The following is a 24,727-nucleotide window of genomic DNA, read 5'->3' on the forward strand; positions in this document are numbered from 1 at the left end:
GGGGGCTCGTAGCAGATCGTCAGGTCCGCTGTCGTTTAGATGACGGACTTAGGTCGGACATCACCCTGTATCCGTTTGCAAAATATAGCGTAACCAGAGCGCTGTAAATCAGCATGCTCAGGATTGGCGGCCACCCTGGCCAGCAGGCGATCCCCAGCGCAATCAGCGCCATGCCGGCCACACGCGCGACCGGCGTTGCGACGCCGGAAAGCTGCTCACCCAGCAACAACTGGCCAACCAGTGACGGAGCGATCAGCAGCGCCAATCCCGTCGCAGCTTCCCCGATGGCGGCGAACGCCAGTGCGCTTTTCATTTTTTACCGACGTTCGCGGCTGGCTTTTGAGGCTTCGACTCTTCAATGGGATCCGGCTCCGGCGCCGGCGTAGGTCCCAGTTCTGCCCTGGCTTGCGCCGGTTCCTTGAGCTCCGGTTCGAGCTTGAACGTCAGCTTGTTGATCTTGCCTGTGAACTTGAACGGCGGGTCGTAGCGATACTCCAGCATTGCCACTCCGCTGCGGGTATCCAGGCCGACGTCGAAAGTTTCGTCCTCCGGGAAGGTGATCGGCGTGGTCTGCTTCATGGATTTCTTGTCCACCTCCTTGCCGTCCACGGTGAGCACGCCTGTTCCGCCCTTGGCTAGGCCCGGACCATCCGACTTGAAGTCGAAGACGATGGTGTGCTTGCCCGCGCTCAACTCCGGTCCTGACCAGATCGTGCGCTTGAGGTTGAGCAGGTTGTAGAGGAACACGGGCTTGCCGCTGCGGATGCCCGCCACGCCCTTGCTCAGGAACAGGCCGTAGCCGCCGAAGCGCCCGCCTTCGGTGACGATCATGCCTTCCGCACCGCCACTGGGAATCTCGACTTCAGCGGTGATCGTGTAGGACTTGTTCAGAATGCTCGGCGCAGCGCTGGCCGGCACGCCGGACAGCTCGCCCGAATACGTGAAAACCGTTTGCCCGGCAGTCAGGCTCGGACGTGGCGTATTCCAGCGCGCGAGCGAGGAGTTGTCGAGCGGCAGCACGTTATATTTGGCGGCCTCCGAATAGAAGACAGCTTGCATCTGCTTGAGCCTGTCCGGCATGTTGGCGGCCAGATCGTTGGACTGGGTGGGGTCCTCGCCAACGTTGTAAAGCTCCCACTTGTAACCGGTGATCACGTCCGGCGGCGGCGCGGTGCTCAGCTCCCACGGCAGCGTAGCCGGTGTCGTGGCCGCTACCCACCCGTCCTGATAGATCGCGCGATTGCCGAGCATCTCGAAGTACTGCGTCGAATGCTGGGTCGGCGCGTTGGCATTCGTCTTGTCCCACGTGTACTTCATGCTTACTCCCTCAATGGGGATTTGCTTGATGCCGTTGACCGTTTCGGGTTGCGGAATGTCCGTCGCCTCCAGAATGGTCGGCACGATGTCGATGACGTGGTGGAACTGGCGGCGGATGCCGCCCACGTCGTTGATGTGGCCGGGCCAAGAGATAGCCATGCCCTGCGCGGTCCCGCCGAAGTGCGAGGCCACCTGCTTCACCCATTTGAAAGGCGTGCTCATCGCCCACGCCCAAGGCGCCGCAAAGTGCGGGAACGTCTTGTCTGATCCCCAGAATGGGTACCAGAGATACTGGGCCTTCACCGGCACGGGGACGCCATTGAACGTGGTGAACTCATTCGGCGTGCCGTTGAGCATGCCTTCCGCGCTCGCGCCATTATCGCCGCTGATGTAGATGATCAGCGTGTTGTCGAGCTGGCCCATGTCTTCGACGGCCTGGATCACGCGACCGATCTCGTTGTCGGTATATGCGAGGTAGGCCCCGTAGACATCGGCCTGCTTGATGAAGAGCTTCTTTTCAATCTCGCCGAGGGAACTCCATTCCGGAAGTTCCTTGGGCCAAGCGGTCAGCTTGGCGTTCTCAGGCATGATGCCCAACCGTTTCTGGTTGGCGAAGATCGTCTCCCGCACCTTGTTCCAGCCCTGGTCGAACAAGTGCATGTCGCCGATCTTCTTGATCCACTCTGGCGTCGGATGATGCGGCGCGTGGGTGCCGCCCGGTACGTAGTAGACGAAGAACGGCTTGTCGGGTGCAAGCTCCTTGAGTTGCTTCATGTACTGGATGGCGTCGTCGGCCATCGCCGTCTCCAGATTCCACTTGGGATTATCCTGGAACGGATAGATGGCCGTGGTGTTGCGGAACAGATTTGGCTGCCACTGGCTGGCGTCGCCGCCGACGAAGCCATAGAAATAATCGAAGCCCATGCCGGTCGGCCACTGATTGAACGGCCCGGCTTGGCTCGACTGGTACGATGGCGTGTTGTGATCCTTGCCGAACCACGACGTCGCATATCCATTCGCCTTCAGGATCGTGCCGATGGTGCCTTTTTCAATCGGGATGATTGAGTCGTAACCCGGAAAACCTGTTGAGACCTCACCCACCACGCCGAAGCCAACCGAGTGATGGTTGCGGCCCGTGATGATCGCTGCCCGCGTCGGTGAGCAGAGCGCCGTGGAGTGGAAATTGGTATAGCGCAGCCCCTGCGCCGCGATGCGATCCAGCGCCGGCGTCGGAACGACACCGCCGAATGTGCCGGGCGCACCGAAGCCGCAATCATCAGTCATAATGAGCAACACGTTGGGCGCGCCCTTCGGCGGCACGACGCGCGGCGCCCACCACGCCGTCGACTCCGAGGCCTTCTCCTTGATTACCCCGCCGAACGCGGGATCAGGCGGCGGAAGCTGCCTGCCGTCGATTGTCGTCGTTGCGCCGGGCGAACCTGGAACACCTGTGGCCTGCTGCGCCAATGCCGAGACACAACTTAGGGCGAGAAGACTCGCACCCGCAAGCACGCTGCGGCTGATTTTCATGGAAAGCTCCCGTGGCCATATTATAAAGGCACCAGCGAAGTTTGAGGCATGACTGCCTTGAGCGCGTCGACATTGACGCAGATCAAACCGCGCCTTGGACAGGCACGCGCCTTGGACAGGCAGAACATTATAAGGGCCGCTGGGCTCGCGCTATGCAATTTGGGCTGGTTAGGACATCGAAAGATCAGCCGGTTCGCAGCACACGGTGCCGGTTAGGAACGGTCACGGCCTCATTTCGCCGATGTCTGAGATGGGGCAGACTCGGACATCGCGACCTGGCTGCCTGATGTCCGTTTGACTCCGCACCCCAAGAGCGGACATCCAGCGACCACTTCCGCATGTTCGTTTCGTGCTGCCACAAACGGACTCATGCGCCGCAGTATCGGCTTGTCGTCCTTCAAATCGAGTTCGCCGGGATGGATCGCTCATCGCTGCAGTCTTCTTCGGCCTTGCGCTTTGCGGCCCGGTCATTTCAACGGCCTCCGCTCGACGTCGATGGTTGCTATGAGCCGTTCAATCTCGCCGTGATCGCGGATCAGCCGCAGACTCGCACCCGGCGGACTCGCCAGCCATGGCCGTCCCAGAAACGCTGCGTCACCCATTCGCAACTGCCAAAATCGTCGTATGGCCCGCGACCTGCTCCGTAAGGGGCGGGCTCATAGTAGCGGCCCGGAGCCGCGACGCCTGCGGCGACGCCACGCTGTGCGCTTGCGGGCGTCGCGGCGAGCGAACCGGCAATCGTTGCGACCGCGACAAAGGCAACAAATGTCTTCTTCATTCTAGGCCCTCCTGTGCCTGCTTGGCGTGCGGCCGCGCGACCGCCGCACCAGCCAAGTCACCAAGAAATTCCCGCCGCTGCACGTCGATCCCCCGGCGGGCCATCGTATCACCCGTCACACTCACTTGATGCTGAGAAGACTGCCTTCGGCACTAATCCTCCCCTGGGGCGCTTCCGTTGCCCGCGCCGCCCAGGAAGCGAGCCAAGGTTCACCGCATCGTGAAACAAACCTTTCTGCCACTGGCTGGACCAATAGTTATTGAGCGGCAAGCTGGTCCCTCAACTTCAAGCCGTCGGCGGATTCTGCCAGCGGGCCTCCACGTCTCATCTACGCGATTAGGTTCACACAAACGAACCGGAGTAACTTCTCATGCGAACGATATCATCCGCCATTGTTGTACTGGCCGCGCTATTTGCGACCGAAGCATCGGCACAATCGATCAATCTGACCGGCGCGTATAAATGCGTCGAAGCATGCCGGGCGGGTCTCGTCGGCAGGCCCGCTTTTATCACCCAGAACGGACCCGACCTCAATCTTCTCAACGAAGCCGGTCAGGCCGCCCGGGCATGGCCCGACTTGACCGCGCCGGCGACGCGGATTTGGGTAGACGCCTGGAACGAGGGCGCCGTCTATTCGCCTGATGGTATGGCCGTCCAGTTCGACAACGGAACGATCTGGGTGCGCGATATGGGCCCGCCGCCGCCACCCGTACATCGGCGCCGCCGTAATTAGGTCGCGTCGTCCGCTCGACCTCGGGACGGACATCGTCACACCAAACGCCTAGGGTCCGGCAAATGGCACATGCTCTCGACCCAGTATGCGGGCCTCGTATCGGAGTGGATCGGGAGCGCCACGTCGCCAGAGCCACAGCGCGCGAGTCGGGTTCGCTGGCAATGGCTAATTGCAGGCCACGCGTGCGACAAAACAACCCGACGGGCAAATCAGCAAAAGTCTGTCCAGCCTTCCCGCCAAAAATATTTCCGTTGCTCCGTCGGGCAAATCAGAAGTTTAACTCCGCCCGTCTCACCCAATTGAGGGGCGATCGCGATCGTCACGAACGTGCGGTGGGATGCGGTGGACGCGAAGGCTGCGACTGACGAGCGTGGCAAAAGCGTACGGTGAAGTCGTGTGGGCCTGACGCCCCGGTGCTGGCGTCAAGTTTCGCGGAGCAATCCGCAAATGACGGTGGCAAGAAAGCCGGTCACCGGGGCGAACTCGTATAAGCCGTAAAGCCATTGCGCAGGGAAGGCCGGATGCCTCCGCCAAACCTGTATGCTCATGTGCAGCATTTTTGATGCACATCGCACATGAGACCGCGGGTGCGGCGCGCACCCGGCCTTCCCTGCGCCCTCTGATTTCGAGGGCAAGGTTTCCTTTCAAAACTCCGGGCGCTCGGCGCCGCGAGATCGCGCATCCGTGCCAGTCTCGCCTGACGGAATATTTCCGCGCTTGCCAAGGCCGCTCCGACAGGCCAGAAAAACCGCTGGGGACAAGAAACGCCAGCGGAGAACCATTTGACCATCAAGGGCAAAGCCTACATTGCGGGGATCTATGAACATCCAACCCGGCACGCACCCGATAAATCCACAGCACAGCTGCACGCCGAAGTCGCCAAGGGCGCGATCGAGGACGCCGGGCTGACCAAAGCCGACATTGATGGCTATTTCTGCGCCGGCGACGCCCCCGGCGGCCTCTGGCCGATGGTTGATTACCTCGGCCTCAAGGTCCGCCATATGGATTCCACCGATACCGGCGGCTGTTCCTATTTGATCCATCTCGGCCATGCGGCCGAGGCGATCGCCGCGGGCAAGTGTTCGATCGCGCTGATCACGCTGGCGGGCAAGCCGCGCACCGGTCCGATGCCGCCGCGCGCGGCCGGCGCCGAGGTCGATTTCGAGGCGGCCTACGGGGCTACCACGCACAATGCCTACGGCATGTGTGCCATGCGCCATATGCACGACTACGGCACCACCAGCGAACAGCTGGCCTGGATCAAGGTCGCCGCCTCGCATCACGCGCAGTACAACCCGCATGCGATGCTGAAGGAAGTCGTCACCGTCGAGGACGTGCTGAACTCGCCGATGATCTCCGATCCCTTGCATCGCATGGATTGCTGCGTCGTCACCGACGGCGGCGGCGCGCTGATCGTGACCACGCCGGAAATCGCCAAGAGCCTGAAGAAGCCGCTGGTGCGCCTGATCGGCCATGGCGAGGCCATGAAGGGTCCGCGCGGCGGCAAGGATCTCGACCTGACGTACTCGGCCGGCGTCTGGTCCGGTCCGCGCGCGTTCGAGGAAGCGGGCGTCACGCCAAAGGACATCAAGTACGCCTCGATCTACGACAGCTTCACCATCACGGTGCTGATGCAGCTCGAGGATCTCGGCTTCTGCAAGAAAGGCGAGGGCGGCAAGTTCGTCGCCGACGGCAACCTGATCTCGGGCGTCGGCAAATTGCCGTTCAACACCGACGGCGGCGGCCTCTGCAGCAACCACCCGGTCAACCGCGGCGGCATGACCAAGATCATCGAGGCGGTGCGCCAGCTTCGCGGCGAAGCGCATCCCAAGGTGCAGGTGCCGAACTGCGATCTCGCCGTTGCCCACGGCACCGGCGGACTTCTCGGCGTGCGCCATGCCGCCTCAACCTGCATTCTGGAGCGCGCATAATGGCCGACGCCAAGAAATACCCGACGCCTGTCACCAATCCCGAAACCGTGCCGTTCTGGGAAGCCGCCAAGCAGGGCAAGTTCCTGATCAAGCGCTGCACCGCCTGCGGCGAGCCGCATTACTTCCCGCGCTCGATCTGCCCGTTCTGCTTCTCCGACAAGACGGTGTGGGAAGAGAGTTCGGGCGAAGCCACGATCTACACCTTCAGCCTGATGCGCAAATCCGCCACCGGGCCGTTCGCGATCGCCTACGTCACCTTGAAGGAAGGCCCGTCGCTGCAGACCAATATCGTCGACTGCGACATGGACAAGCTCAAGGTCGGCCAGAAGGTGAAGGTGGTGTTCAAGCCGACCGACGGCGCGCCGCTGCCGTTCTTCACGCCGGCCTGACGGACGCGCGCGCTGCGCGCCAGGCACAAGATGGTCATCCCCGCGAAAGCGGGGATCCAGTAAACGCCGGCGATTACTGGATGCCCGCAGGAGCCTGTCATCCGGCTGGCCAGGGCCGGACCGGGTGGCGGGCATGACGGACGAGAAAAAATTCGGGAGAGAAACAACAATGCCGATCAAGTACGATGAGCTAATGGCCCTGAAGAGTCTCGGCCAGAAATACGCCTATACCGATCGCGACGTGATGCTCTATGCCTACGGCATCGGCATGGGCGCCGATCCCCTGGACGAGAAGGAACTCGCCTTCGTCAACGAGGCCGTCGCCACGCCGCGGCCCTTGAAGGTGGTGCCGACATTTGCGTCGGTGGCCGCCTGGGGCGCCGGACCCGGCGAAATGAATCTCAACCGCGTGATGGTGGTGGACGGCGAGCGCGACATCACCTTCCACAAGCCGTTTGCAACCGCTGCCCACATCACCGCCGATTCCACCGTGCTCGACGTGTTCGACAAGGGCAAGGACAAGGGCGCCGTGATCCGGCATCAGACCGTGCTGAAGGACGAGAAGGGCGAGAAGCTCGCCACGTTGGTGGCCTCGCGTTTCGCCCGCGGCGATGGTGGCTTCGGCGGTCCCTCCGAAGGCCAGCCCGAACCGCACAAGGTGCCGACCCGGGCGCCCGACAAGATCGTCGACATCACGACGCGTCCGGACCAGGCGCTGGTCTATCGCCTCTGCGGCGACCGCAACCCGCTTCACTCAGATCCCGGCTTTGCCAAGAAGGCCGGCTTTCCCGCCCCGATCCTGCACGGCATGTGCACCTACGGCATCACCTGCCGCGGCGTGCTGCAAACCTATGCCGATTACGATTCGTCCGCCTTCAAGCAGCACGCGGCGCGGTTCTCCTCGCCGGTCTATCCCGGCGAGACCGTGACGATGGAATTGTGGAAGGACGGCAACGTCGTTTCGTTCGAAGCCAAAGTGAAATCGCGCAATGTCACCGTGATCAAGAGCGGCAGGACGGTGCTGGGATAATACGCCCGTCATTCCGGGATGGTCCGAAGGACCAGACCCGGAATCTCGAGATTCCGGGTTCGCTTCGCGCCCCGGAATGACGGCAGCTAACAGGGAGAAAAACACCATGGGATTACTCGACGGCAAGGTTGCGATCATCACCGGTGCGGGCGGCGGGCTTGGTGAAGCCTACGCCAAATTGTTCGCACGCGAAGGTGCGGCAATCGTGGTCAACGATCTCGGCGGACCGCGCGACGGTTCGGGCGGCGACAAGTCGATGGCGCAGAAGGTGGTCGATGCGATCAAGGCGGAGGGCGGCCGGGCGGTTGCCAACGGCGCCGACATCTCGACCATCGCCGGCGGCCAGTCGGTGTTCGACGACGCCATCAAGAATTTCGGCCGCGCCGATATCCTGGTGAACAACGCCGGCATCCTGCTCGACGAGACCTTCGCCAAGTCGAATGAAGCCAACTGGGACAAGGTGATCCGGGTTCACTTGAAGGGAACCTATTGCTGCACCATGCCGGTGTTCAAGTGGATGCGCGAGAACGGCGGCGGCGTCATCGTCAACACCTCCTCGACCTCGGGCCTGATCGGCAATTTCGGCCAGACCAATTACGGCGCCGCCAAGGGCGGTATCTGGGGACTGTCGAATGTGCTGGCCATCGAAGGCCGCAAGTACAACATCCGGATCTGGACCCTGGCCCCGGGCGCGCTGACCCGCATGACCGCGGACCTGCCGCGCTATATCGAGAATCCCAAGGCCGCGCTCGGCCCGGACGGTATCGCGCCTGCCGTGCTATACATGGTCAGCGATCTGTCGGGCGACCAGACCGGCAAGACTCTTGGAGTTTCTGGTCCCCGCGGCGTCCGCGAGATGCGGATGATGGAAATGGAAGGCTGGAAGCCCCCGCATGAGGGGTGGAAGGCGCAGGACGTCGTCGCGCACGCCAAGGAGATATTCTTCTCCGAGGAGCAGATCAAGATGGGCGCGCGACGGTTTTGACGCTATCAGTCGTTCCGGGGCGCGCAAAGCGCGAACCCGGAACCTCGAGATTCCGGGTCTGGTGCTAACGCACCATCCCGGAATGACGGATCAGGAGAAATACCTATGAAGCTCACCGCCCAGGCCGCAGGCACCTTTGCGATCGCGCCGACGCCGTTCCACGATGACGGCCGCATCGACGAAAAATCGATCGACCGGCTGACCGACTTCTATGCCGAAGTCGGCTGCGATGGCGTCACGGTGCTCGGCATTCTCGGCGAAGCGCCGAAGCTCGATGCCGCCGAGGCCGAGCAGGTGGCGGTGCGCTTCGTCAAGCGCGCCAAGAACATGCAGATCATCGTCGGCGTCTCGGCGCCGGGATTTGCCACCATGCGGTCGCTGGCCAAGGCCTCGATGGATGCCGGTGCCGCCGGCGTGATGATCGCACCGCCGCCGCATCTGCGCACCGACGACCAGATCGTCTCGTACTTCAAGCAGGCCCAGGAAGCGGTCGGTGACGACATTCCGTGGGTGCTGCAGGATTACCCGCTGACCTTGTCCGTGGTGTTCACGCCGGCGGTGATCCGCAAGATCGTGATGGATTCGCCGTCCTGCGTGATGCTCAAGCACGAGGACTGGCCGGGCCTGGAAAAAATTTCGACGCTGCGGGGTTACCAGAAGGATGGTTCGCTGAAGCCGATGTCGATCCTGGTCGGTAACGGTGGATTGTTCCTCGACTTCGAAATGGAGCGCGGCGCCGACGGCGCCATGACCGGCTACGCCTTCCCGGAACTCCTGATCGACATCGTCAAACTGTCGAAGGCCGGCAAGCGCGACGCCGCGCACGACCTGTTCGACGCCCATCTGCCGCTGATCCGCTACGAGCAGCAGCCCGGCGCGGGTCTCGCGGTACGCAAATACGTGCTGCAGAAGCGTGGCGTTATCGCCTCCAGCGCGCAGCGCAAGCCGGGCGCCGTCATATCAGCCACGGCGAAAGCCGAAGTCGACTACCTGCTGTCGCGGGTGGCGCGTGTCGATCGCCGCGCCAACCTGCAGCCGCAATCCAGCGCGGCAGGCTAGGACCAAAGGAACTCGTTTATGGCCGAGATTGTCGCCCCGCGTCCCGCATCGACCATCCTGCTGCTGCGCGACGCGGCGGCAAAAAAGGAAGTCGAAGTCTTCATGATGGTTCGCCATTACGAGATCGATTTCAATTCCGGCGCGCTGGTGTTTCCCGGCGGCAGTGTCGACAAGGGCGACAAGGAAATCATTGCCAACCCCCAGCTCTATTCAGGTGGTGAGGGGCTCGATGAGGCGACGCTGAGCTTCCGCATCGCCGCGATCCGCGAAACTTTCGAGGAGAGCGGAATCCTGCTGGCGCGGCCGAAGGGATCGAAGGCGCTGGTCGATGCCAAAACGGCCAGTGCGATCGAGGCCGCGCACCGCGCCGACCTTTGCGACAGCAAGATCACCTTCCTCAAGGTGCTGACCGATAACGGCATGGTGCTGGCGCTCGACGAGCTCGTGCCCTATGCGCACTGGATCACGCCGGAAGGCATGCCCAAGCGTTTCGACACCTGGTTCTTCCTCGCTGCCGCGCCGCCCGAACAGGTCGGCGCCCACGACGGCAAGGAATCCACCGACTCGATCTGGGTCTCGCCGCGCGAGGCGCTGGAAGGCGGCGAAACCGGGCGCTTCAAGCTGCCATTCCCGACCACGCGCAACCTGATCAAGCTGGGCAAGCAGGGCAGCGTGAAGGCGGCGCTGGATGATTCCAGAGGGAAATCGGTGGTCACCGTGATGCCGGTCATGACCAAAAACAACGGCGGCCGCCAGCTCCGGATTCCGCTCGAGGCCGGCTACGACGGCGACGTATTCGAGGTCGGCGCGCTCGGGTAGGTCGCTCGCAATCCATCCACCGTCATGCCCGGGCTTGTCCCGGGCATCCACGCCTTAACGGGGGTGCAGCAAGAAAGACGTGGATGGCCGGGACAAGCCCGGCCATGACGAACACACTTCGACACACGGCGAAGTATTTTGGTCCTCTCGCCGTGTAAGTTCGAAAGCATGACGGAGACCAATCCGCAACCTCCCAACCTCGCCGCCGAGCTCGCACTGCTGGTGGCGCTGGCGACGCTGTGGGGCGCGTCCTACACCTTCATCCGGATCGGCGTCGCCACCATCCCGCCGATCACCTTCATCGCGGGCCGCACCGCGATTGCCGGACTGCTGTTGCTCGCCATCATGCGCTGGCGCGGCGTGACCATGCCGACCGATCTGGCTACCTGGCGGCGATTCCTGTTTCAGGCCTGCATGAACAGCGTCATCCCCTGGACCATGGTCGCATGGGGCGAGCGGGCGCTGGATGCGGGGCTGGCCACCATCTTCAATTCCACCGCGCCGATCTTCACGTTTTTCCTGACGCTGGTCACACGTCACGAAGCGCTGACATCACGAAAGCTGATCGGCGTTCTCGCCGGGATGGCCGGCATCTGCCTGATCGTCGGCGTGCAGGCGCTGTCCGGATTCGGCGAGCAACTGACCGCGCAGGTCGTCACGCTATTGGCCGCGGTTTGCTACGCCGGGGCTGCGATCTTCGGCCGGGGCTTCAAGGGCCTCGATCCGATGGCGCCGGCGGCAGGTTCGCTGATATCAGGCGCGGCGATCCTGATCCCGTTGAGCCTGGTGGTCGAGCAACCCTGGACGCTGACGCCGTCGACCAATTCAATGCTGGCGCTGCTGGCTCTCGCGGTGTTCTCGACCGCGCTCGCCTTCGTGATTTATTTCCGCCTGATCCAGACGCTGGGCTCGGTCGGCACCACCGCGCAGGCCTATCTGCGCGTTCCGATCGGCGTCGGGCTCGGCGTCGTGTTCCTCGGCGAGCGGCCGAGCGCGACCGCATGGATCGGGCTTGCCTGCGTCGTCGTCGGCGTCGCCGCGATGACGATCCCGCCACGGAAGCTGCCGGCCCGCGTTTCGCCCTGATGCGTCCTGTCACGGGCGTTTCGCGTGACGAAAAACCCGTGGCCTTGCTGTGATCGGCGATTACCGGCATCTTCCCTGCAAATCCGGGCGCACATTCAGCGCCGCAAAAAAAGAGATGGGCAGGGAACTTGCGATGAGATTTCGACCCATCGGCGCCGTGATCGCCGCGTTGCTCGGGTTTTTCGCAAGCCCGAGCGTGGGGCAGGCGCAGGAGAATTTTCCGAACCGGCCGATCCGCATCGTCATTCCGTACTCGCCGGGCAGCGTCACCGACGTGTTCGCGCGTATCATCGCGCAAAACATGCAGGAGCAGTGGAAGGGCACCATCGTCGTCGAGTCCAAGTCCGGCGCCAACGGCTCGATCGCGGCCGAGGAAGTCGCGCGCTCGGCGCCCGACGGCTACACGTGGCTGCTGGTAACGACGTTTTTCACCGCGAGCCCGTCGTTGAACGCCTCGCTGCGCTGGGACCCGGTGCGCGATTTCATTCCGATCGGGCAGGTGTGCCGCGCTCCCAATTTCTTCATCGTGCCGACGGCGCTGCCGGTAAAGACGGTTGCCGAATATGTCGCGCTTGCCAAGGAAAAGCCCGGCACGCTGAATTACAGCCATCTCGGCAAGGGCTCGACCGGGCATCTCGGGTTTGAGCTGTTCAAGCGGCTGGCCGGGATCGACGTCACCGGGATCGGCTATCGCGGCTATCCGCAGATGGTGCCGGATATCGCCAGCGGCCTGATTTCGTCGAGCTTCCTGTCTGCCAACCAGGCGCTGGCGCAGGTGCAGTCCGGTTCGATCCGGATCATCGGCGCCATCAACGACGGCCGCTCGAAATATTTCCCCGACGTGCCGACCATGGCCGAACAGGGCTTTGCCGAGGCGCAGGTAACGCCATGGTTCGGGGTCGTGGTGCCGAAGGGGACGCCCGAACCGATCGTGGAACGTATCAGCAAGGCCCTGGAGGCCGCTCTGGCTACGGCAGACGTGCCGCAGAGGCTGGACGTGGCCGGCTGCGAGGCCAAAAGCGCGCCACGGCAGGCTTTCGCCGACATCATCAAGGCCGACGTCGCGGTCTGGGCCAAGGTGGTCAAGGAGGCCGGCATAACCGTCGATTGAGCCATCCGACTCAATTGGTCAGCCAAAGGCCTCATCCAGGCGACTCAAGCATGGTCGGCGCGCGGAATGGCAGCGGGGCTGCGCACGGAATCGTCCCGGAAGCCGATATCAAGGGACGAAAAACAGCTTCCAACCGGGCAATCTGGCCCGTTTCCTGTCGTTTTGAGCATGTTCCCCATGGCCCGAAATACATCGTATATTACGACCGATAGGAGCCCGGCCTCACTGACATGACCGATGAATCGCCGCCGAATTCGCCAACGACGCGATCGTTCTCGCTTTCGATCGGCCAACTGACATTCGGCAGTTTCATGCTGGTGTTGGCGGTGATCATCATTACCTCCGCCGCCAGCGTCATCGCCATCCGCCACATCGACACGACGTTTGCCGAGTTGCAGCGGCTGCAGAGCGTCGGCGATCTCGCCGAGGACATCGACCGGCGCATGAACGAGTTGCGGCTCGCGGCGCGCGATTTCGTCACCGACCCCGGCACCCAATCGGTCCAGGTTGGCGAAGCCGCGACCGCGCTGGGCGAGGTCCTGAAGAAGACCCGGCTGGAGCTTGCGCCCGAACAACAGGACATGATCGACGGTGTTACGGAGCGGCTCTCGACCTATCGCAGCGGGATTGAACGCATCTCCGCGCTGATCAATCGCCGTGCCGAAATGATCGTGGCGCTGCCGCCCTTGCGCGACGCATTCGACGCTGCGATCGCCGCGAGCCCGGATCCGGTGATCGCCTCGACGCTGTCGCAGACCCAGAGCCGGATCGCCTCGGCGCTGCTGGCGCATAATCCGTCCGCCGCCGAAGCCGCGGCCCAGACCATGCGCACGATGACGATTCCGGATCCGAAGCTGCGCATGGCTGTCGCTGGCTATGCCCAGGCCATTATCGGCATATCGATTCGCGAACGGCAGATATCCGATATCGACAAGGAGGTGCTGGGCACCGAGGGACGCCTGATCCAGCGTGTCACCGAACTGTTGCGCGAGGTCAGCGCGCGTCGCGGCCACATTCTGTCGCGCGATTTTGCTAGGACGCTGACGGAAGCGAAGTGGCAGAGTATCGTGCTCGGTAGCGCCGGCGTGCTGATCGGACTGTTCGCGGCACTTTTGGTCGTCCGCCGCACCGTGCGTCCGCTGGCATCGATCGCGACCTCGATCCGCGCGGTGGCCGGCGGCGGCCAGAACACCTCGATCCCGGCGACCGACCTGGACAACGAGATCGGCGACATCGCCCGCGCCGCCGAAGTGTTCCGGCAGACGCTGGTCGACGCCGATGCGGCGCGCGAGGCCGCGGTGCGGGCGCTTGCCGAACAGCGGCTTGCCGAGGAAAGCTATCGCAAGCTGTTCGAGGCATCGGTGGACGGAATCTATGTCACGACGCCGGGCGGCGCGCTGCTCAACGCCAACCCGGCGCTGGCCCGGATGATGGGTTACGCCACGCCGCAGGACCTGATCGGCGGCATCGGCAATATTGCCGACACGATCTACGTTCACCGCGAAGCGCGGGCGGAATTTGAGCGGCTGATGCAGCGCGACGGCATCGTTCGCGAGTTCGAATACCAGGTTCGCGCGCGCGAAGGCGAGGTGCTCTGGCTCTCCGACAGCGCCAGTGCCGTGCGCAACGAGACCGGCGAGATCGTTCGCTACGAAGGTACGGTGCGCGACATCACCGACCAGAAGCGCGCCGAAGACGCCATTGCCGAAGGCCGCCGGTTGCTGCAGATGGTGATCGACACCGTGCCCGCGGTCATCAACGTCAAGGACAAGCAGCTGCAGTATGTTCTGATGAACCGCTATATGGCCGGCATTTTCGGCATCGAGCCCCAGGATGCGATCGGCCGCACCACGCAGGACCTGATGTCGCGCTATGGGGCGGCAAAGACCGCCGAGAACGACAAGCGGGTGCTGGCGGGCGGCAGGGAGCTCGGTTTCTACGAGGAGGAATACCAGGATTCCTCCGGCAACATGCGGCAATGGCTGGTCAACAAGCTGCCGATCCTGGACACCTCGGGCGAAATCGAAAACATCGTCACCGTCGCGCTCGACATCGGCGAACGCAAGCGCGTCGAATTCGAGATGAGCAAGGCCAAGGATTCCGCCGAAGCGGCGTTGCGCAATTTACGGGAGACCCAGAATTCGCTGATCGAGGCGGAGAAACTCGCCGCGCTTGGCCGGCTGGTGGCGGGCGTCGCCCATGAGGTCAACAATCCCGTCGGCATCAGCCTGACGGTCGCCTCGGCGCTGGAGCGCAAGACCGCGATGTTCACCGCCGAGGTCGCGCGCGGCGAATTGCGGCGTTCCAGCCTGAACGATTTTCTGGAAACCAGCCGCGATGCGTCATCGCAGCTCGTGGCCAATCTCAACCGCGCCGCTGAACTGATCCAGTCGTTCAAGCAGGTCGCCGCCGATCGCAACTACTCCGACCAGCGCAGCTTCGACCTTGGCGATCTCACCGAGCAGGTGGTGATGTCGTTGCGGCCCGGCCTGCGCAAACACAATCTGACGCTCAACGTGGATTGCCAGCCTAACCTGACGATGAACAGCTATCCCGGCCCCTATGGACAGGTGCTCACCAACCTGTTCCTCAACGCCGTGGCGCATGCATTTCCGGACGGCAAGCCCGGCACGGTCGATATCCAGGTGCGGGAGTGCGGCAAGGACAATGTCGAGGTCCTGTTTTCCGATGACGGCATCGGCATGAGCCTCGACGTCCGCCGCCGCGCGTTCGATCCGTTCTTCACCACGAGGCGCGATCAGGGCGGCACCGGGCTCGGGCTCCACATCGTCTACAGCATCGTGACCAACCGTCTCGGCGGCCGCCTCGATCTCGACTCCCAGCCGGGTGGCGGCACGCGGATCCAGATGATCCTGCCGCGCACAGCCCCGATCGAGCAGGCGGCGGAATAGGCGGTCAAGCGCGAGGCGTGGAAGGAGCAAGCCTAGTTGGTATCCGCGAGCCAATGCAGCGTCGCGCCGAAGATCTGGCTGTTCTTGCCGACCAGCGCTGTCCCGTTCATGGTGCCGCGTGTGTCGGTGAAGGTGCCGGATACGCCGATGCCAACGGGGTTGGGTCCGCCGAACAGCGGGTTGTCGTTGTCGCGCGGGGAGGTGTGGCGCTGCACCAGCACCTCGCCCCTGAAGGTGTCGCCCTTCACGGTGTAGCTGCCGGTGTAAAACAGATAGGCGTCGCCGCCGAGGATCTGGCCGTCGCGGAACAGAATCACGCCGCTGCCCTTGCCGGAGCGTCCGTCTAGCAGGTTGACGTGGATCGAATACAGCCCGTTCTTCATGACGTCCCAATGCCGGCTGCCGCGCCCACGGAAACCGGTCATCAGTTATGCCAAAGCGCGGGCCTCAACGTCAACGCGGCAGGTTGCTGGGAGAGGCTCGATTCTGGGGCAAGATTCAGCACGCAGGCGTCGTGTGACACTGACATGACAGACGGTTGAGGGCGACTCAGGTTGGCCCGTGAAATGCATGGCTTTCTGCGGCACCGGCCGGTGGGTGCTGGAGCAAGAGAACAGGTGACCAACTGGATGAAATCCGGCGGCCACGCGGCGCGCCGATGCACTGACAACTACTTCCGTGAAACTACGGGCCGCGATCGCGCGGGCCGTTTCAAAAAGCCGCTGCTGATCGGTTTTGCGGTGCTGATGTTGCCTCTGGCCACGTATCCCGGCCATGCCCGCGATCCCGACGGCCGCTACGCCAACTCGCCGCTGAAGCAATGGTTCGACAGTCTGAAAAGCGGCAAGGGGCCCTGTTGCTCCGACGCCGACGGCACGGCAGTCAGCGATGTCGATTGGGAGTCCGGTAACGGGCATTACCGCGTACGGATCGAAGGCGACTGGGTCGACGTGCCCGATGAGGCCGTGATCACCGAGCCTAATCGAGTCGGCCGAACCATGGTCTGGCCGATCCGTGGCTACGGTGGCCTGACGATCCGCTGCTTCATGCCGGGCAGCATGACGTAGCGGCGGCGATCGCGGGAACTGTCATGCTCCGCCATCGACGGCGCGTTGTGTTGACCGATGGCGGCTATCAACGCGGCATGGGGCGACCGCGCGGCGCGTCACGCATATTTCTTGTCGCGCTCCAAAAGCTCGATCGAAATGCCCTGCGGTCCGCGGATGAAGCAGATGCGCACGCCCGGCCGGATGGTGGTTGGTTCACGCGTGAACTCGACACCCTTTGCCTTGATCTCGGCGGCGACCGCGTCGATGTCCTTTACCGTCAGGCCGAAGTGATCGAGGCCCTGATAGGGCGTCACCGGCGGTGAGTTGACGCCGTCGCCGGAGCCGACCGGTGCGATAAACACGTTGGCGCCGCCGAGCTTGACGTCGATGCGCCCGGGGCCGCGAATGATTTCGCCGCCCAGAATGTCGTGCAGCCAGGTCGCGGTCGCTTCGGGGTCGGGACTGCGCAAGTGGACGTGGTCCCAGGTAACTTTTGGCCCGACGGTCGGCATCTTGGTCTCCCCCTCGGTGATTGTCGTTGCCGTGCTGAAGCCCGGCTTCGGCGTCAATCTAGCGGCGGGACTTTCGCAATTCCATCCCCGGAAGCATTGCATGGCTGCCGCAATATTGTCGGGGTGACATGCAACCTTTGTTACTGTGAGTGATTGAAGACTACGCGGCGGAACCGTCCAGCGGCAGTCGTGACAGGAGCCGTATGGTGTAACGCCCGTAGGGCTTTTTTCATGTGCGGCACGGCAATCGCCGGCGCCGCCGGATGAGGGTGCGGCAATGAGGATCGCCGGACGGTCATTCGAACGTGCCGATGTACGGCTCATGGTGCTGCCGGCGATTGCGATTGCCGGATGCACCGCCTGGATGTTGCTCCCCTGGCCGAGCGATGCCGAGAGCCAATCCGGGGCGGCATCAACCGTGGTCTTCCACGTCGTGCAGGATAGCTCCGGGTCGAACGATCCGGTGACGCCGACCAGGGCCACCCTCGCGAGCCCGGAGCTGCCCGCCGGCGCCACCGACAGCAGCCCCACGGCGACGACAGTAGCTCCCCCGGAAATTTCTGTGCCGGAAACGACTGCGCCGGCGAAGCCGCCGGTCGATGGCCTCAAGATTTCCTCGCAGTCGTGGCGAAGGGGCGGGCTCGGCTCGAAGGCACTGATGACGTTCACGCTCCGCAACGGCAATGACTATGCGGTGAAGGATATCGAGATCGCCTGCGCCTTCGCCCGCCGCGACGGCAGCCACCTGACCGATCGCAAGCGGGTGATTCCCGATACCGTGAATATGAAGAGCCGGAAGCGGTATTCCGGCATGCTGGTCGGGTTCGTCAATGTCTACGCAAATAAGGCGAAATGTTCCCTGGTGACGGCCAGCCGGACCTAACACTCTGCACTCGAAAAAGTGACCGCCGCCGTTGAACCTAGCAGGTCGGTTAGGAACTAATCGCTATGTCGCCTGTTAGGCGACTGAACCGCGCATCGGCGTGGGGGGAGTGAGTGAAATGCCCGTAGCGCGTTATTTCATGTTCGTCGGCGGGACGCTGCTGGCGCTGCTGTTCTTGATCGACGCCTTTGTGCCGTCGCAGGCGGTCGTCGCGAACCATGCCGCCCCCTCGATCGACCGGAACGTCGTTCGAATTCATTCCGACCAGAAGTTACCGGAACGGGTGGTCTACGACACCAGCCTTCCGACCATCGTTCCGCCCGCCTCGAAGGTCCGGGTTGCCGCCGCTCCGCAGCCGCCCGTTGCCAGTGATGTCACTACGGCGCAGGCCCGCGTCCGCGACACCTTTGCCCAGTTCATCCCGGCTGCCCAGGTCGCAGCGGCGGACGTGAAGAAGCCCGACCCGCAGGTCCAGCGCAAACGCAAGGTAGCCAGGAACGTTGCCAAGAGCCGCGCCAACCCGCCGATCCGCTTGGCGCAGCAGCAGTCGCATTTCGGCTTCTTCGGCAGCCCGAGCAACACCTGGAACAGCACCTGGTAGGGTGCCCCGCGTGAGCTACCTTGGCAGTTTCGGGATTTTGTCGGCAAAACCGTTATAGCAGGTCAGCCGCTCGTCTTCCTCTTTGAGGAAACGGCACTCATTGACGCCCTTGGCGGCCGGCGCCTTCGGCTTGGGCTGCGGCGTGAAGATGGTATCGTAGCACTGCAGGCGTTCCTTGGTGGCGTCGTCAATATCCTGACACGCCTGCAGCTTCTGGGCGACGGATTTGGGCGCCTCCTTCTTGCCTGCGGCCTCTTTCTTGCCGGCCGGAGGCTTCTTGGCCCCGACCTGAACCAGCGGCTTGCCGGCGACCGTCGGAGGAGGGCTGGCCGTTGTGGCCGGGTCAGTGGAGCCTTGCGCAAACGCCGCGGCCGGATACAGGATCGCCAGCGTCAGGATTATCTTTCTCATATCAATTCGCTCTCGAATGTGTGGTTTCGGCCGATCGGTCCCCACCGAAATGGCGCGCTCGGAGAGATTCGAACTCCCGACCCTCGGAATCGAAATCCGATGCTCTATCCAGCTGAGCTACGAGCGCCTGTGGTCCGGTCGATTATCAGACTTGGCCCGGCAGGGCCAGCAGCCGGCGGTCAAAAGCACGGATGCCGCTGGCGGTCCTGGCCGAGATAGGCGGCAGCGCCCCGGTCGCAGTGGTTGGTCGAGGGGCCGTCATAATAGGCAAAGGTGCCGGGCTGGGGTCCGGGGCCGTAATTGTGGAGGTAGCTGATCGGGTACGGCAGCGGCCAGTGGTGGCGGTAGTGATGGTGCCGGTAATGGCGCGCTTCGGCGAGATTCGGCGCCAGGGCCGACGCAGAGAGCAGGGCGGCGGCAATCAGAAACTTGGCTTTGGTCATTGCGATTCTCCGGAAGTCCTGCTGGAAATTACACAGTTTCGGCCGATCGGGGTTCCATTTAGCGCGAAATGGGGGGAAAATCTGCGGGAAAACGGCCACAGGGCGCCAATTTTTGGCCGCAACGGATGCTTAACGAATTACCAACACAGTCCGGCCAGAGTCCTGCGGTCAGGTCAAAGCCTTGAGGCCCGAACCTTCCCGCGTCACCCCGGTTTCCGATCGATCCATGCGCATCACGCCCCTCATCCTTCTGGTGCTCTCGGTCCTGGTAGCTGCGCCAGCGCGCGCCGACCTGCATATTACGCGCGACCACGGCGGCTATGTCGAGGAATACAAGGCCAAGTACGCGCGCATCCGCGACCGCAAGGAACGCGTCATCATCGACGGCATCTGCAATTCGGCCTGCACGCTGGTGTTCGGCATCGTGCCGATGAACAAGATTTGCGTGACGCCGAAGGCGAGCCTCGGCTTCCACCAGGCCTACTACGACAAGGCCTTCACCTTCGGCATCAAGGTCACGAGCTCGGAAGGGACATCGGACCTGATGTCGTATTATCCCGATACCGTGAAGGACTGGATCCGCCGCAACGGCGGGCTCACCACCGAGATGAAGAAGATCAAGAACGGCGACGACCTCTGGAAGATCGTCGATCCCTGCCCGGAAGAGTGGTAGCGCGACGGCATCGCGCAATGCCTGATTTGTCACTCCGCGCCAGCTCCTAGAACGTCACCACGCCACGGATCGATTCACCGCGCTTCATCAGTTCGAACGCGTTGTTGATTTCGGCAAGCGGCATCACATGCGTGATCATCGGGTCGATCTGGATCTTGCCCTGCATGTACCAGTCGACGATCTTCGGCACGTCGGTGCGGCCCCTGGCGCCGCCGAACGCCGTGCCTTTCCAGACCCGGCCGGTGACCAACTGAAATGGCCGCGTCGAAATCTCGGCACCCGCGGGTGCCACGCCGATCACGATCGACTGGCCCCAGCCGCGATGACAGGCTTCCAGCGCCTGCCGCATCACGGTGAGTTGCCGGTGCAGTCGAAGGTGTAATCGGCGCCGCCGATCTGGTCCGCGCCCGATTTCGTCATGTCGACGAGGTGAGGGACGAGTTCCTTGCCGAGCTCCTTCGGATTGACGAAATGCGTCATGCCGAAACGCTCGCCCCATGCCTTGCGGTCGTTGTTGATGTCGACACCGATGATCATGTCGGCGCCGGCAAGCCGCAAGCCCTGCAGAACGTTGAGGCCGATGCCGCCAAGTCCGAACACGATCGCCTTGGCGCCTTGCTCGACTTTGGCGGTGTTGATCACGGCGCCGATGCCCGTGGTGACGCCGCAGCCGATGTAACAGACCTTGTCGAACGGCGCGTCCTCACGGATTTTTGCCACCGCGATCTCCGGCAGCACGGTGTAGTTCGCAAATGTCGAGGTGCCCATGTAGTGATGGACGGGCTTGCCGCCGATCGAGAACCGCGAGGTGCCGTCGGGCATCAGGCCCTGGCCCTGCGTGGCGCGGATCGCGGTGCAGAGATTGGTTTTGCGCGACAGGCAGGATGGGCATTGCCGGCATTCCGGCGTGTACAGGGGAATGACGTGGTCGCCCTTTTTGACGCTGGTGACGCCCTTGCCGATGTCGACCACGACGCCCGCGCCTTCATGGCCGAGAATAGCGGGGAACAGCCCCTCCGGGTCGGCGCCGGACAGCGTGAACTCATCGGTATGACAGACGCCGGTGGCCTTGATCTCGACCAGCACTTCGCCCTCGCGCGGCCCGTCAAGCTGGACGGTGGTGACTTCCAGCGGCTTTCCGGCAGCGACGGCAACGGCGGCGCGAACGTCCATGGCATTTCCTCATTGCAGGTGGTTGAATTGCAGGTCGTTGAATTTCAGGTCGTTGAATTTCAGGTCTTGGGTATGTGATTGCACGCGAGTGGACCCGCATGGTTCGGCCTTGCCGCATAGCATATGATCGGGCAACACGTGCCGTAAATGAATCGGGAATTCGAGCAATTCGCCGCGCGTGCGGCGCCGGCGATTTTCGTGGTGCTCTGGAGCACCGGCTTCGTTGCGACCAAGTACGTGCTCAACAGCGCCGAGCCGTTGACCTATCTTTCGATCCGCATGGCATGCGTGGTCGGATTGATGACGATCATTGCCGCGATCGCGCGGCCGAAATGGCCTGATCACGCCGGCATCGGACACAGCATCGTCGCCGGCCTTTTGGTGCACGGATTTTATCTCGGCGGGACGGCGGTGGCGATCTCGCATTCGATTCCGGCCGGACTCTCGGCGCTCATTCCGGGCCTGCAGCCGATCCTGACCTCGACGCTCGCCAACCGCTGGCTCGGCGAACGCGTCACGCCGCTGCAGTGGACCGGGCTGCTGCTTGGCCTCGTCGGCGTCGTGCTGATCCTGCACAACCGGCCGATGAGCGGGGAGGCCGGCTGGGGCTGGCTCGCCTCCGGCGTCTCGCTGGTCAGCATCACCCTCGGCACGCTCTATCAGCGGCGCTACTGCAATGCGATCGACTGGCGCGCCGGCAACCTCGTGCAGTACATCGCGGTGACGATTTTCTTCGGCCTCGGCGCGTGGCTGTTCGAGAACAACGTGGTGCACTGGACCACCGAATTCATGCTGGCGCTGAGCTGGCTTGCGGTGGTGCTGTCGATCGGATCGATCGGGCTGTTGTACTGGCTGATCCGCCGCTCGGCTGCGACCTCGGTGGCAAGCCTGTTCTATCTGGTGCCGGCGGTGACGTCGCTGATGGCCTATGTGCTGTTCGGCGAAAAGCTCGACGCGATCGCGATAACAGGCATGACGGCCTGCGCTGCGGCGGTGTTTCTGGTCAACCGCCGTACGCCAGCTTGACGCGTCATCGCGACGAGCCAACAGGGTGCGATGCCTTAAGCCCGTCCTTCCGGGGTCGACGCCTTGCGTCGCCCCGGAATGACGACCGAAGCCGCTATTTCGGCTGCGGTACGATCCGCAGGTATGGCTTCGGCGATTTCCAGCCGGCCGGATAGATCGTCTTGGCCTCGTCGTCGCTGACGGAACCGGCGATGATGACGTCCTCGCCCTGTTTCCAGTCGGCGGGCGTCGCCACACGATGCTTGGCCGTCATCTGCAGGGAATCGATCACGCGCAGGATTTCCTGGAAATTGCGGCCCGTCGTCATCGGATAGACCAGCACCAGCTTGATCTTCTTGTCGGGTCCGATGATGAAGACGTTGCGGACGGTCATGTTGTCGGCAGCGGTGCGCGTCGCCGGATCGCCCGAGGTCGAGGCAGGCAGCATGTCGTAGAGCTTCGACACGTTGTAGTCGGTATCGCCGATCATCGGGTAGTTCGGCGCAGCACCCTGGGTCTCCTTGATGTCCTCGGACCATTTCGAGTGCTTGTCGACGGGATCGACGCTCAAGCCCATCAGCTTGACGCCGCGCTTGTCGAATTCCGGCTTCAACTTCGCGAGAGCGCCGAGTTCGGTGGTGCAGACCGGGGTGAAGTCCTTCGGATGCGAGAACAACAGCGCCCAGCTGTTGCCGATCCAGTCGTGGAATTTAATTTTGCCCTCGGTGGTCTGGGCTTCGAAATCAGGGGCGGTGGCGCCAATCTGGAGTGCCATGGTTTGACCTCATCTCATTCAGTTTGCAGAAGAATTTGCCTTGGAAAGTATACGAGCTAGCGGGGGGTATGTGAACCCGTTCACGTAAAAGGTGAAATCCTTCTCCGTGACTTGGAACTCCTAGCATCTTCTTGCCGTCCGCGCCCCTGCGGCGAAAGCAACACTTCGGGAATAAAAGCCCTGTCCGCCCCGATATTGCCTTTTATCACCCGCATCACCCCCGGCCGGATTGCCGGCTCGAACCGAGACTGACTTCACAGCGACCAATTGGCAACCATCTAAAAATCTCGGAATGCAAGTTTCGAATCGTTAACCGCTCGTTTACGCCCGCATGGAAATGCTGGGATCAGAAAAAGAAATTGAGAAGTGCAAGCTATGTCCGCCTCTAGTGCCAAAGCCACCGACAAGGCCACCGAAAAGTCCGGTGTGCTTCAACCGTCCTGCCGCAAGACCGCAGCCCATGCGCTCACCATCGTGCGCGATGGCGTGATCACCGGCGAGGGGCCCACCACCAAGGGCCGCATCCATTTTTCCCGCTCGCTCGATGCCGACGACGCCGCCTGGTGCGCGCGCATCCTGACCGTGACCGAAGTCGAGCATCAGCCGGTGAGCCGCGCCGAAGTCGAGGCGCTGTTTGAAATCTCCGACGCTGCGGCCGAGCGCAGCGACGATGGCCGTTTCGACGATCTGCTCGCCAAGGCGGTCGCCCATCACACCGCGTCCGAATCCGGCCTGCCGGTGCCGCCGCGCACGGTGGCGCTGTCGCCCGACACCGACATCGAGAGCTGGGCTCCGGCACAGGCCAACAAGATCGACACCAAGGTGCTGGAATGGCTGGCCGGCCAGATGCGCGGCAAGCGCCGGGCCAACCGCACGCTGGCCGCGATGGTCGCAACCGTGGTCGGCGCCGCCGCCCTGCCGCTCGCGCAGTTGCCGAACGTGCTGGACCTGGGATTGCTCTAGGTCAGGCATCCTGAGTTTCCGGATTTCGAAACGGCGGGCATTCCCCGCCGTTTTTTGTTTTTGTCTCAACCGAGCCGTCATTCCGGGGCGATGCGAAGCATCGAACCCGGAAGTTCGAGATTCCCCGGGGTGCAATTGCACCCCTGAGGTTCGCCGCGTTGCGGCGCCCCGGAATGACGGTGGATAGATACGCGTTCGCCTTCTCGCGGCGCGATGCGCCCGAAGGTTTGCATTTCGATGTCCCTCTTTGAGAACAGAGGGCGCAGGGAAGACCGGGTGCACGCCGCACCCGCGGTCTCGCGCGCAAAACTGTGCATCAAACACGCGCACGAGCATACAGGTTTGGCGGAAACACACCGGCCTTCCCTGCGCAATGGCTTTACGGCTTATACGATTTCGTCCTGGTGACCGGCTTTCTTGCCACCATCGCTTGCAGATTGCTCCGCTCGCTTGACGCCAGCACCGGGGCGTCGAACCCAAACGATTTCACCGTACGCTAGTGGCCACGCTCGTCAGTCGCAGCCTTCGCGTCCATCGCATCCCACCGCACGTTCGTGAC

Annotated in this window: 24 protein-coding genes, 1 tRNA gene and 1 pseudogene; 16 read left to right on the top strand and 10 right to left on the bottom strand. The window is 63.0% G+C overall.

What is annotated here, in order from left to right:
- Positions 1 to 19: 19 nt before the first annotated feature.
- The 3 genes from FFI89_RS14485 to FFI89_RS14495 all read right to left on the bottom strand — a co-directional run bounded on the left by FFI89_RS14485 (position 20) and on the right by FFI89_RS14495 (position 3,625).
- Entirely contained in the window at positions 20 to 313 is a 294-nt protein-coding gene (locus FFI89_RS14485) for a hypothetical protein (protein WP_246669462.1), read from the bottom strand.
- The gene (locus tag FFI89_RS14490) at positions 310 to 2,847 is read right to left on the bottom strand and encodes an arylsulfatase (RefSeq protein ID WP_138837603.1); all 2,538 of its coding nucleotides are present in this window, start codon (positions 2,845 to 2,847) and stop codon (positions 310 to 312) included. Before FFI89_RS14490 ends, FFI89_RS14485 begins: the two co-directional genes overlap by 4 nt.
- Positions 2,848 to 3,382: 535 nt before the next feature.
- A complete protein-coding gene (locus FFI89_RS14495) occupies positions 3,383 to 3,625 on the bottom strand; it encodes a hypothetical protein (RefSeq protein WP_138837604.1) in 243 nt (80 codons plus the stop codon).
- Between the two features lie 370 nt (positions 3,626 to 3,995).
- On the opposite strand from FFI89_RS14495, the gene FFI89_RS14500 reads away from it, so the two are divergent.
- The 10 genes from FFI89_RS14500 (at position 3,996) to FFI89_RS14550 (ending at position 15,680) form a co-directional block, all read left to right on the top strand.
- Complete coding sequence (locus FFI89_RS14500; protein WP_138837606.1) at positions 3,996 to 4,358, top strand: hypothetical protein; 363 nt, start codon at positions 3,996 to 3,998, stop codon at positions 4,356 to 4,358.
- 782 nt (positions 4,359 to 5,140) lie between these two features.
- Complete coding sequence (locus tag FFI89_RS14505) at positions 5,141 to 6,289, top strand: thiolase domain-containing protein (RefSeq protein ID WP_074814702.1); 1,149 nt, start codon at positions 5,141 to 5,143, stop codon at positions 6,287 to 6,289.
- Positions 6,289 to 6,678, top strand: a complete 390-nt coding sequence (locus FFI89_RS14510) for a Zn-ribbon domain-containing OB-fold protein (protein ID WP_138837608.1) — start codon at positions 6,289 to 6,291, stop codon at positions 6,676 to 6,678. Before FFI89_RS14505 ends, FFI89_RS14510 begins: the two co-directional genes overlap by 1 nt.
- A gap of 169 nt (positions 6,679 to 6,847) precedes the next feature.
- Positions 6,848 to 7,708, top strand: coding sequence for a MaoC/PaaZ C-terminal domain-containing protein (locus tag FFI89_RS14515; protein WP_138837611.1), 861 nt, complete (start codon positions 6,848 to 6,850; stop codon positions 7,706 to 7,708).
- 106 nt (positions 7,709 to 7,814) lie between these two features.
- On the top strand, positions 7,815 to 8,693 hold the full coding sequence (locus tag FFI89_RS14520; RefSeq protein ID WP_138837613.1) for an SDR family oxidoreductase: 879 nt from the start codon (positions 7,815 to 7,817) through the stop codon (positions 8,691 to 8,693).
- A gap of 105 nt (positions 8,694 to 8,798) precedes the next feature.
- Positions 8,799 to 9,752 (top strand): dihydrodipicolinate synthase family protein, encoded by a 954-nt coding sequence (locus FFI89_RS14525; RefSeq protein WP_138837615.1) that lies wholly within the window; start codon positions 8,799 to 8,801, stop codon positions 9,750 to 9,752.
- 18 nt (positions 9,753 to 9,770) lie between these two features.
- Complete coding sequence (locus FFI89_RS14530; RefSeq protein ID WP_138837617.1) at positions 9,771 to 10,571, top strand: NUDIX hydrolase; 801 nt, start codon at positions 9,771 to 9,773, stop codon at positions 10,569 to 10,571.
- Positions 10,572 to 10,739: 168 nt separating this feature from the next.
- Complete coding sequence (locus FFI89_RS14540; protein ID WP_138837619.1) at positions 10,740 to 11,657, top strand: DMT family transporter; 918 nt, start codon at positions 10,740 to 10,742, stop codon at positions 11,655 to 11,657.
- 133 nt (positions 11,658 to 11,790) lie between these two features.
- Positions 11,791 to 12,768 (top strand): tripartite tricarboxylate transporter substrate binding protein, encoded by a 978-nt coding sequence (locus FFI89_RS14545; protein ID WP_168212890.1) that lies wholly within the window; start codon positions 11,791 to 11,793, stop codon positions 12,766 to 12,768.
- 230 nt (positions 12,769 to 12,998) lie between these two features.
- Positions 12,999 to 15,680 carry a PAS domain S-box protein gene (locus FFI89_RS14550; RefSeq protein ID WP_138837622.1) on the top strand — a complete coding sequence of 894 codons (2,682 nt, stop codon included), beginning with the start codon at positions 12,999 to 13,001 and terminating at the stop codon, positions 15,678 to 15,680.
- 32 nt (positions 15,681 to 15,712) lie between these two features.
- Here the strand turns inward: FFI89_RS14550 and FFI89_RS14555 are convergent, their stop codons facing one another.
- The gene (locus tag FFI89_RS14555; protein ID WP_138839274.1) at positions 15,713 to 16,063 is read right to left on the bottom strand and encodes a GrlR family regulatory protein; all 351 of its coding nucleotides are present in this window, start codon (positions 16,061 to 16,063) and stop codon (positions 15,713 to 15,715) included.
- 234 nt (positions 16,064 to 16,297) lie between these two features.
- On the opposite strand from FFI89_RS14555, the gene FFI89_RS14560 reads away from it, so the two are divergent.
- A complete protein-coding gene (locus FFI89_RS14560; RefSeq protein ID WP_371722515.1) occupies positions 16,298 to 16,747 on the top strand; it encodes a hypothetical protein in 450 nt (149 codons plus the stop codon).
- A gap of 98 nt (positions 16,748 to 16,845) precedes the next feature.
- Here FFI89_RS14560 and FFI89_RS14565 read toward each other — a convergent pair whose 3' ends face one another.
- Entirely contained in the window at positions 16,846 to 17,241 is a 396-nt protein-coding gene (locus tag FFI89_RS14565) for a VOC family protein (protein WP_138837624.1), read from the bottom strand.
- A gap of 322 nt (positions 17,242 to 17,563) precedes the next feature.
- On the opposite strand from FFI89_RS14565, the gene FFI89_RS34880 reads away from it, so the two are divergent.
- Together FFI89_RS34880 and FFI89_RS14575 are read left to right on the top strand one after the other, a co-directional pair.
- On the top strand, positions 17,564 to 18,124 hold the full coding sequence (locus FFI89_RS34880; RefSeq protein ID WP_371722488.1) for a hypothetical protein: 561 nt from the start codon (positions 17,564 to 17,566) through the stop codon (positions 18,122 to 18,124).
- 118 nt (positions 18,125 to 18,242) lie between these two features.
- Positions 18,243 to 18,725: a hypothetical protein gene (locus tag FFI89_RS14575; protein WP_138837627.1), complete on the top strand. Its 483-nt coding sequence runs from the start codon at positions 18,243 to 18,245 to the stop codon at positions 18,723 to 18,725.
- 15 nt (positions 18,726 to 18,740) lie between these two features.
- Here FFI89_RS14575 and FFI89_RS14580 read toward each other — a convergent pair whose 3' ends face one another.
- The 3 genes from FFI89_RS14580 to FFI89_RS14590 all read right to left on the bottom strand — a co-directional run bounded on the left by FFI89_RS14580 (position 18,741) and on the right by FFI89_RS14590 (position 19,579).
- Entirely contained in the window at positions 18,741 to 19,136 is a 396-nt protein-coding gene (locus tag FFI89_RS14580; RefSeq protein ID WP_138837629.1) for a hypothetical protein, read from the bottom strand.
- Between the two features lie 50 nt (positions 19,137 to 19,186).
- Positions 19,187 to 19,263 (bottom strand) — tRNA-Arg (locus tag FFI89_RS14585).
- Positions 19,264 to 19,315: 52 nt separating this feature from the next.
- Positions 19,316 to 19,579 (bottom strand): hypothetical protein, encoded by a 264-nt coding sequence (locus FFI89_RS14590; protein WP_138837631.1) that lies wholly within the window; start codon positions 19,577 to 19,579, stop codon positions 19,316 to 19,318.
- Between the two features lie 226 nt (positions 19,580 to 19,805).
- Between FFI89_RS14590 and FFI89_RS14595 the strand changes: the two genes are divergently transcribed.
- The gene (locus tag FFI89_RS14595) at positions 19,806 to 20,252 is read left to right on the top strand and encodes a hypothetical protein (RefSeq protein ID WP_138837632.1); all 447 of its coding nucleotides are present in this window, start codon (positions 19,806 to 19,808) and stop codon (positions 20,250 to 20,252) included.
- Between the two features lie 46 nt (positions 20,253 to 20,298).
- Here the strand turns inward: FFI89_RS14595 and FFI89_RS14600 are convergent.
- A pseudogene (locus FFI89_RS14600) lies at positions 20,299 to 21,425 on the bottom strand (S-(hydroxymethyl)glutathione dehydrogenase/class III alcohol dehydrogenase).
- A gap of 147 nt (positions 21,426 to 21,572) precedes the next feature.
- Here FFI89_RS14600 and FFI89_RS14605 point away from each other — a divergent pair.
- The gene (locus FFI89_RS14605; RefSeq protein ID WP_138837634.1) at positions 21,573 to 22,451 is read left to right on the top strand and encodes a DMT family transporter; all 879 of its coding nucleotides are present in this window, start codon (positions 21,573 to 21,575) and stop codon (positions 22,449 to 22,451) included.
- A 94-nt stretch (positions 22,452 to 22,545) separates the two neighbouring features.
- Here FFI89_RS14605 and FFI89_RS14610 read toward each other — a convergent pair whose 3' ends face one another.
- A complete protein-coding gene (locus FFI89_RS14610; RefSeq protein WP_074814498.1) occupies positions 22,546 to 23,205 on the bottom strand; it encodes a peroxiredoxin in 660 nt (219 codons plus the stop codon).
- A 375-nt stretch (positions 23,206 to 23,580) separates the two neighbouring features.
- Here FFI89_RS14610 and FFI89_RS14615 point away from each other — a divergent pair, with 375 nt between their 5' ends.
- The gene (locus tag FFI89_RS14615) at positions 23,581 to 24,168 is read left to right on the top strand and encodes a hypothetical protein (RefSeq protein WP_138837636.1); all 588 of its coding nucleotides are present in this window, start codon (positions 23,581 to 23,583) and stop codon (positions 24,166 to 24,168) included.
- Positions 24,169 to 24,727: the final 559 nt, after the last annotated feature.

Origin of the sequence: Bradyrhizobium sp. KBS0727 (assembly GCF_005937885.2) — a bacterium.
Classification (GTDB): Bacteria; Pseudomonadota; Alphaproteobacteria; order Rhizobiales; family Xanthobacteraceae; genus Bradyrhizobium.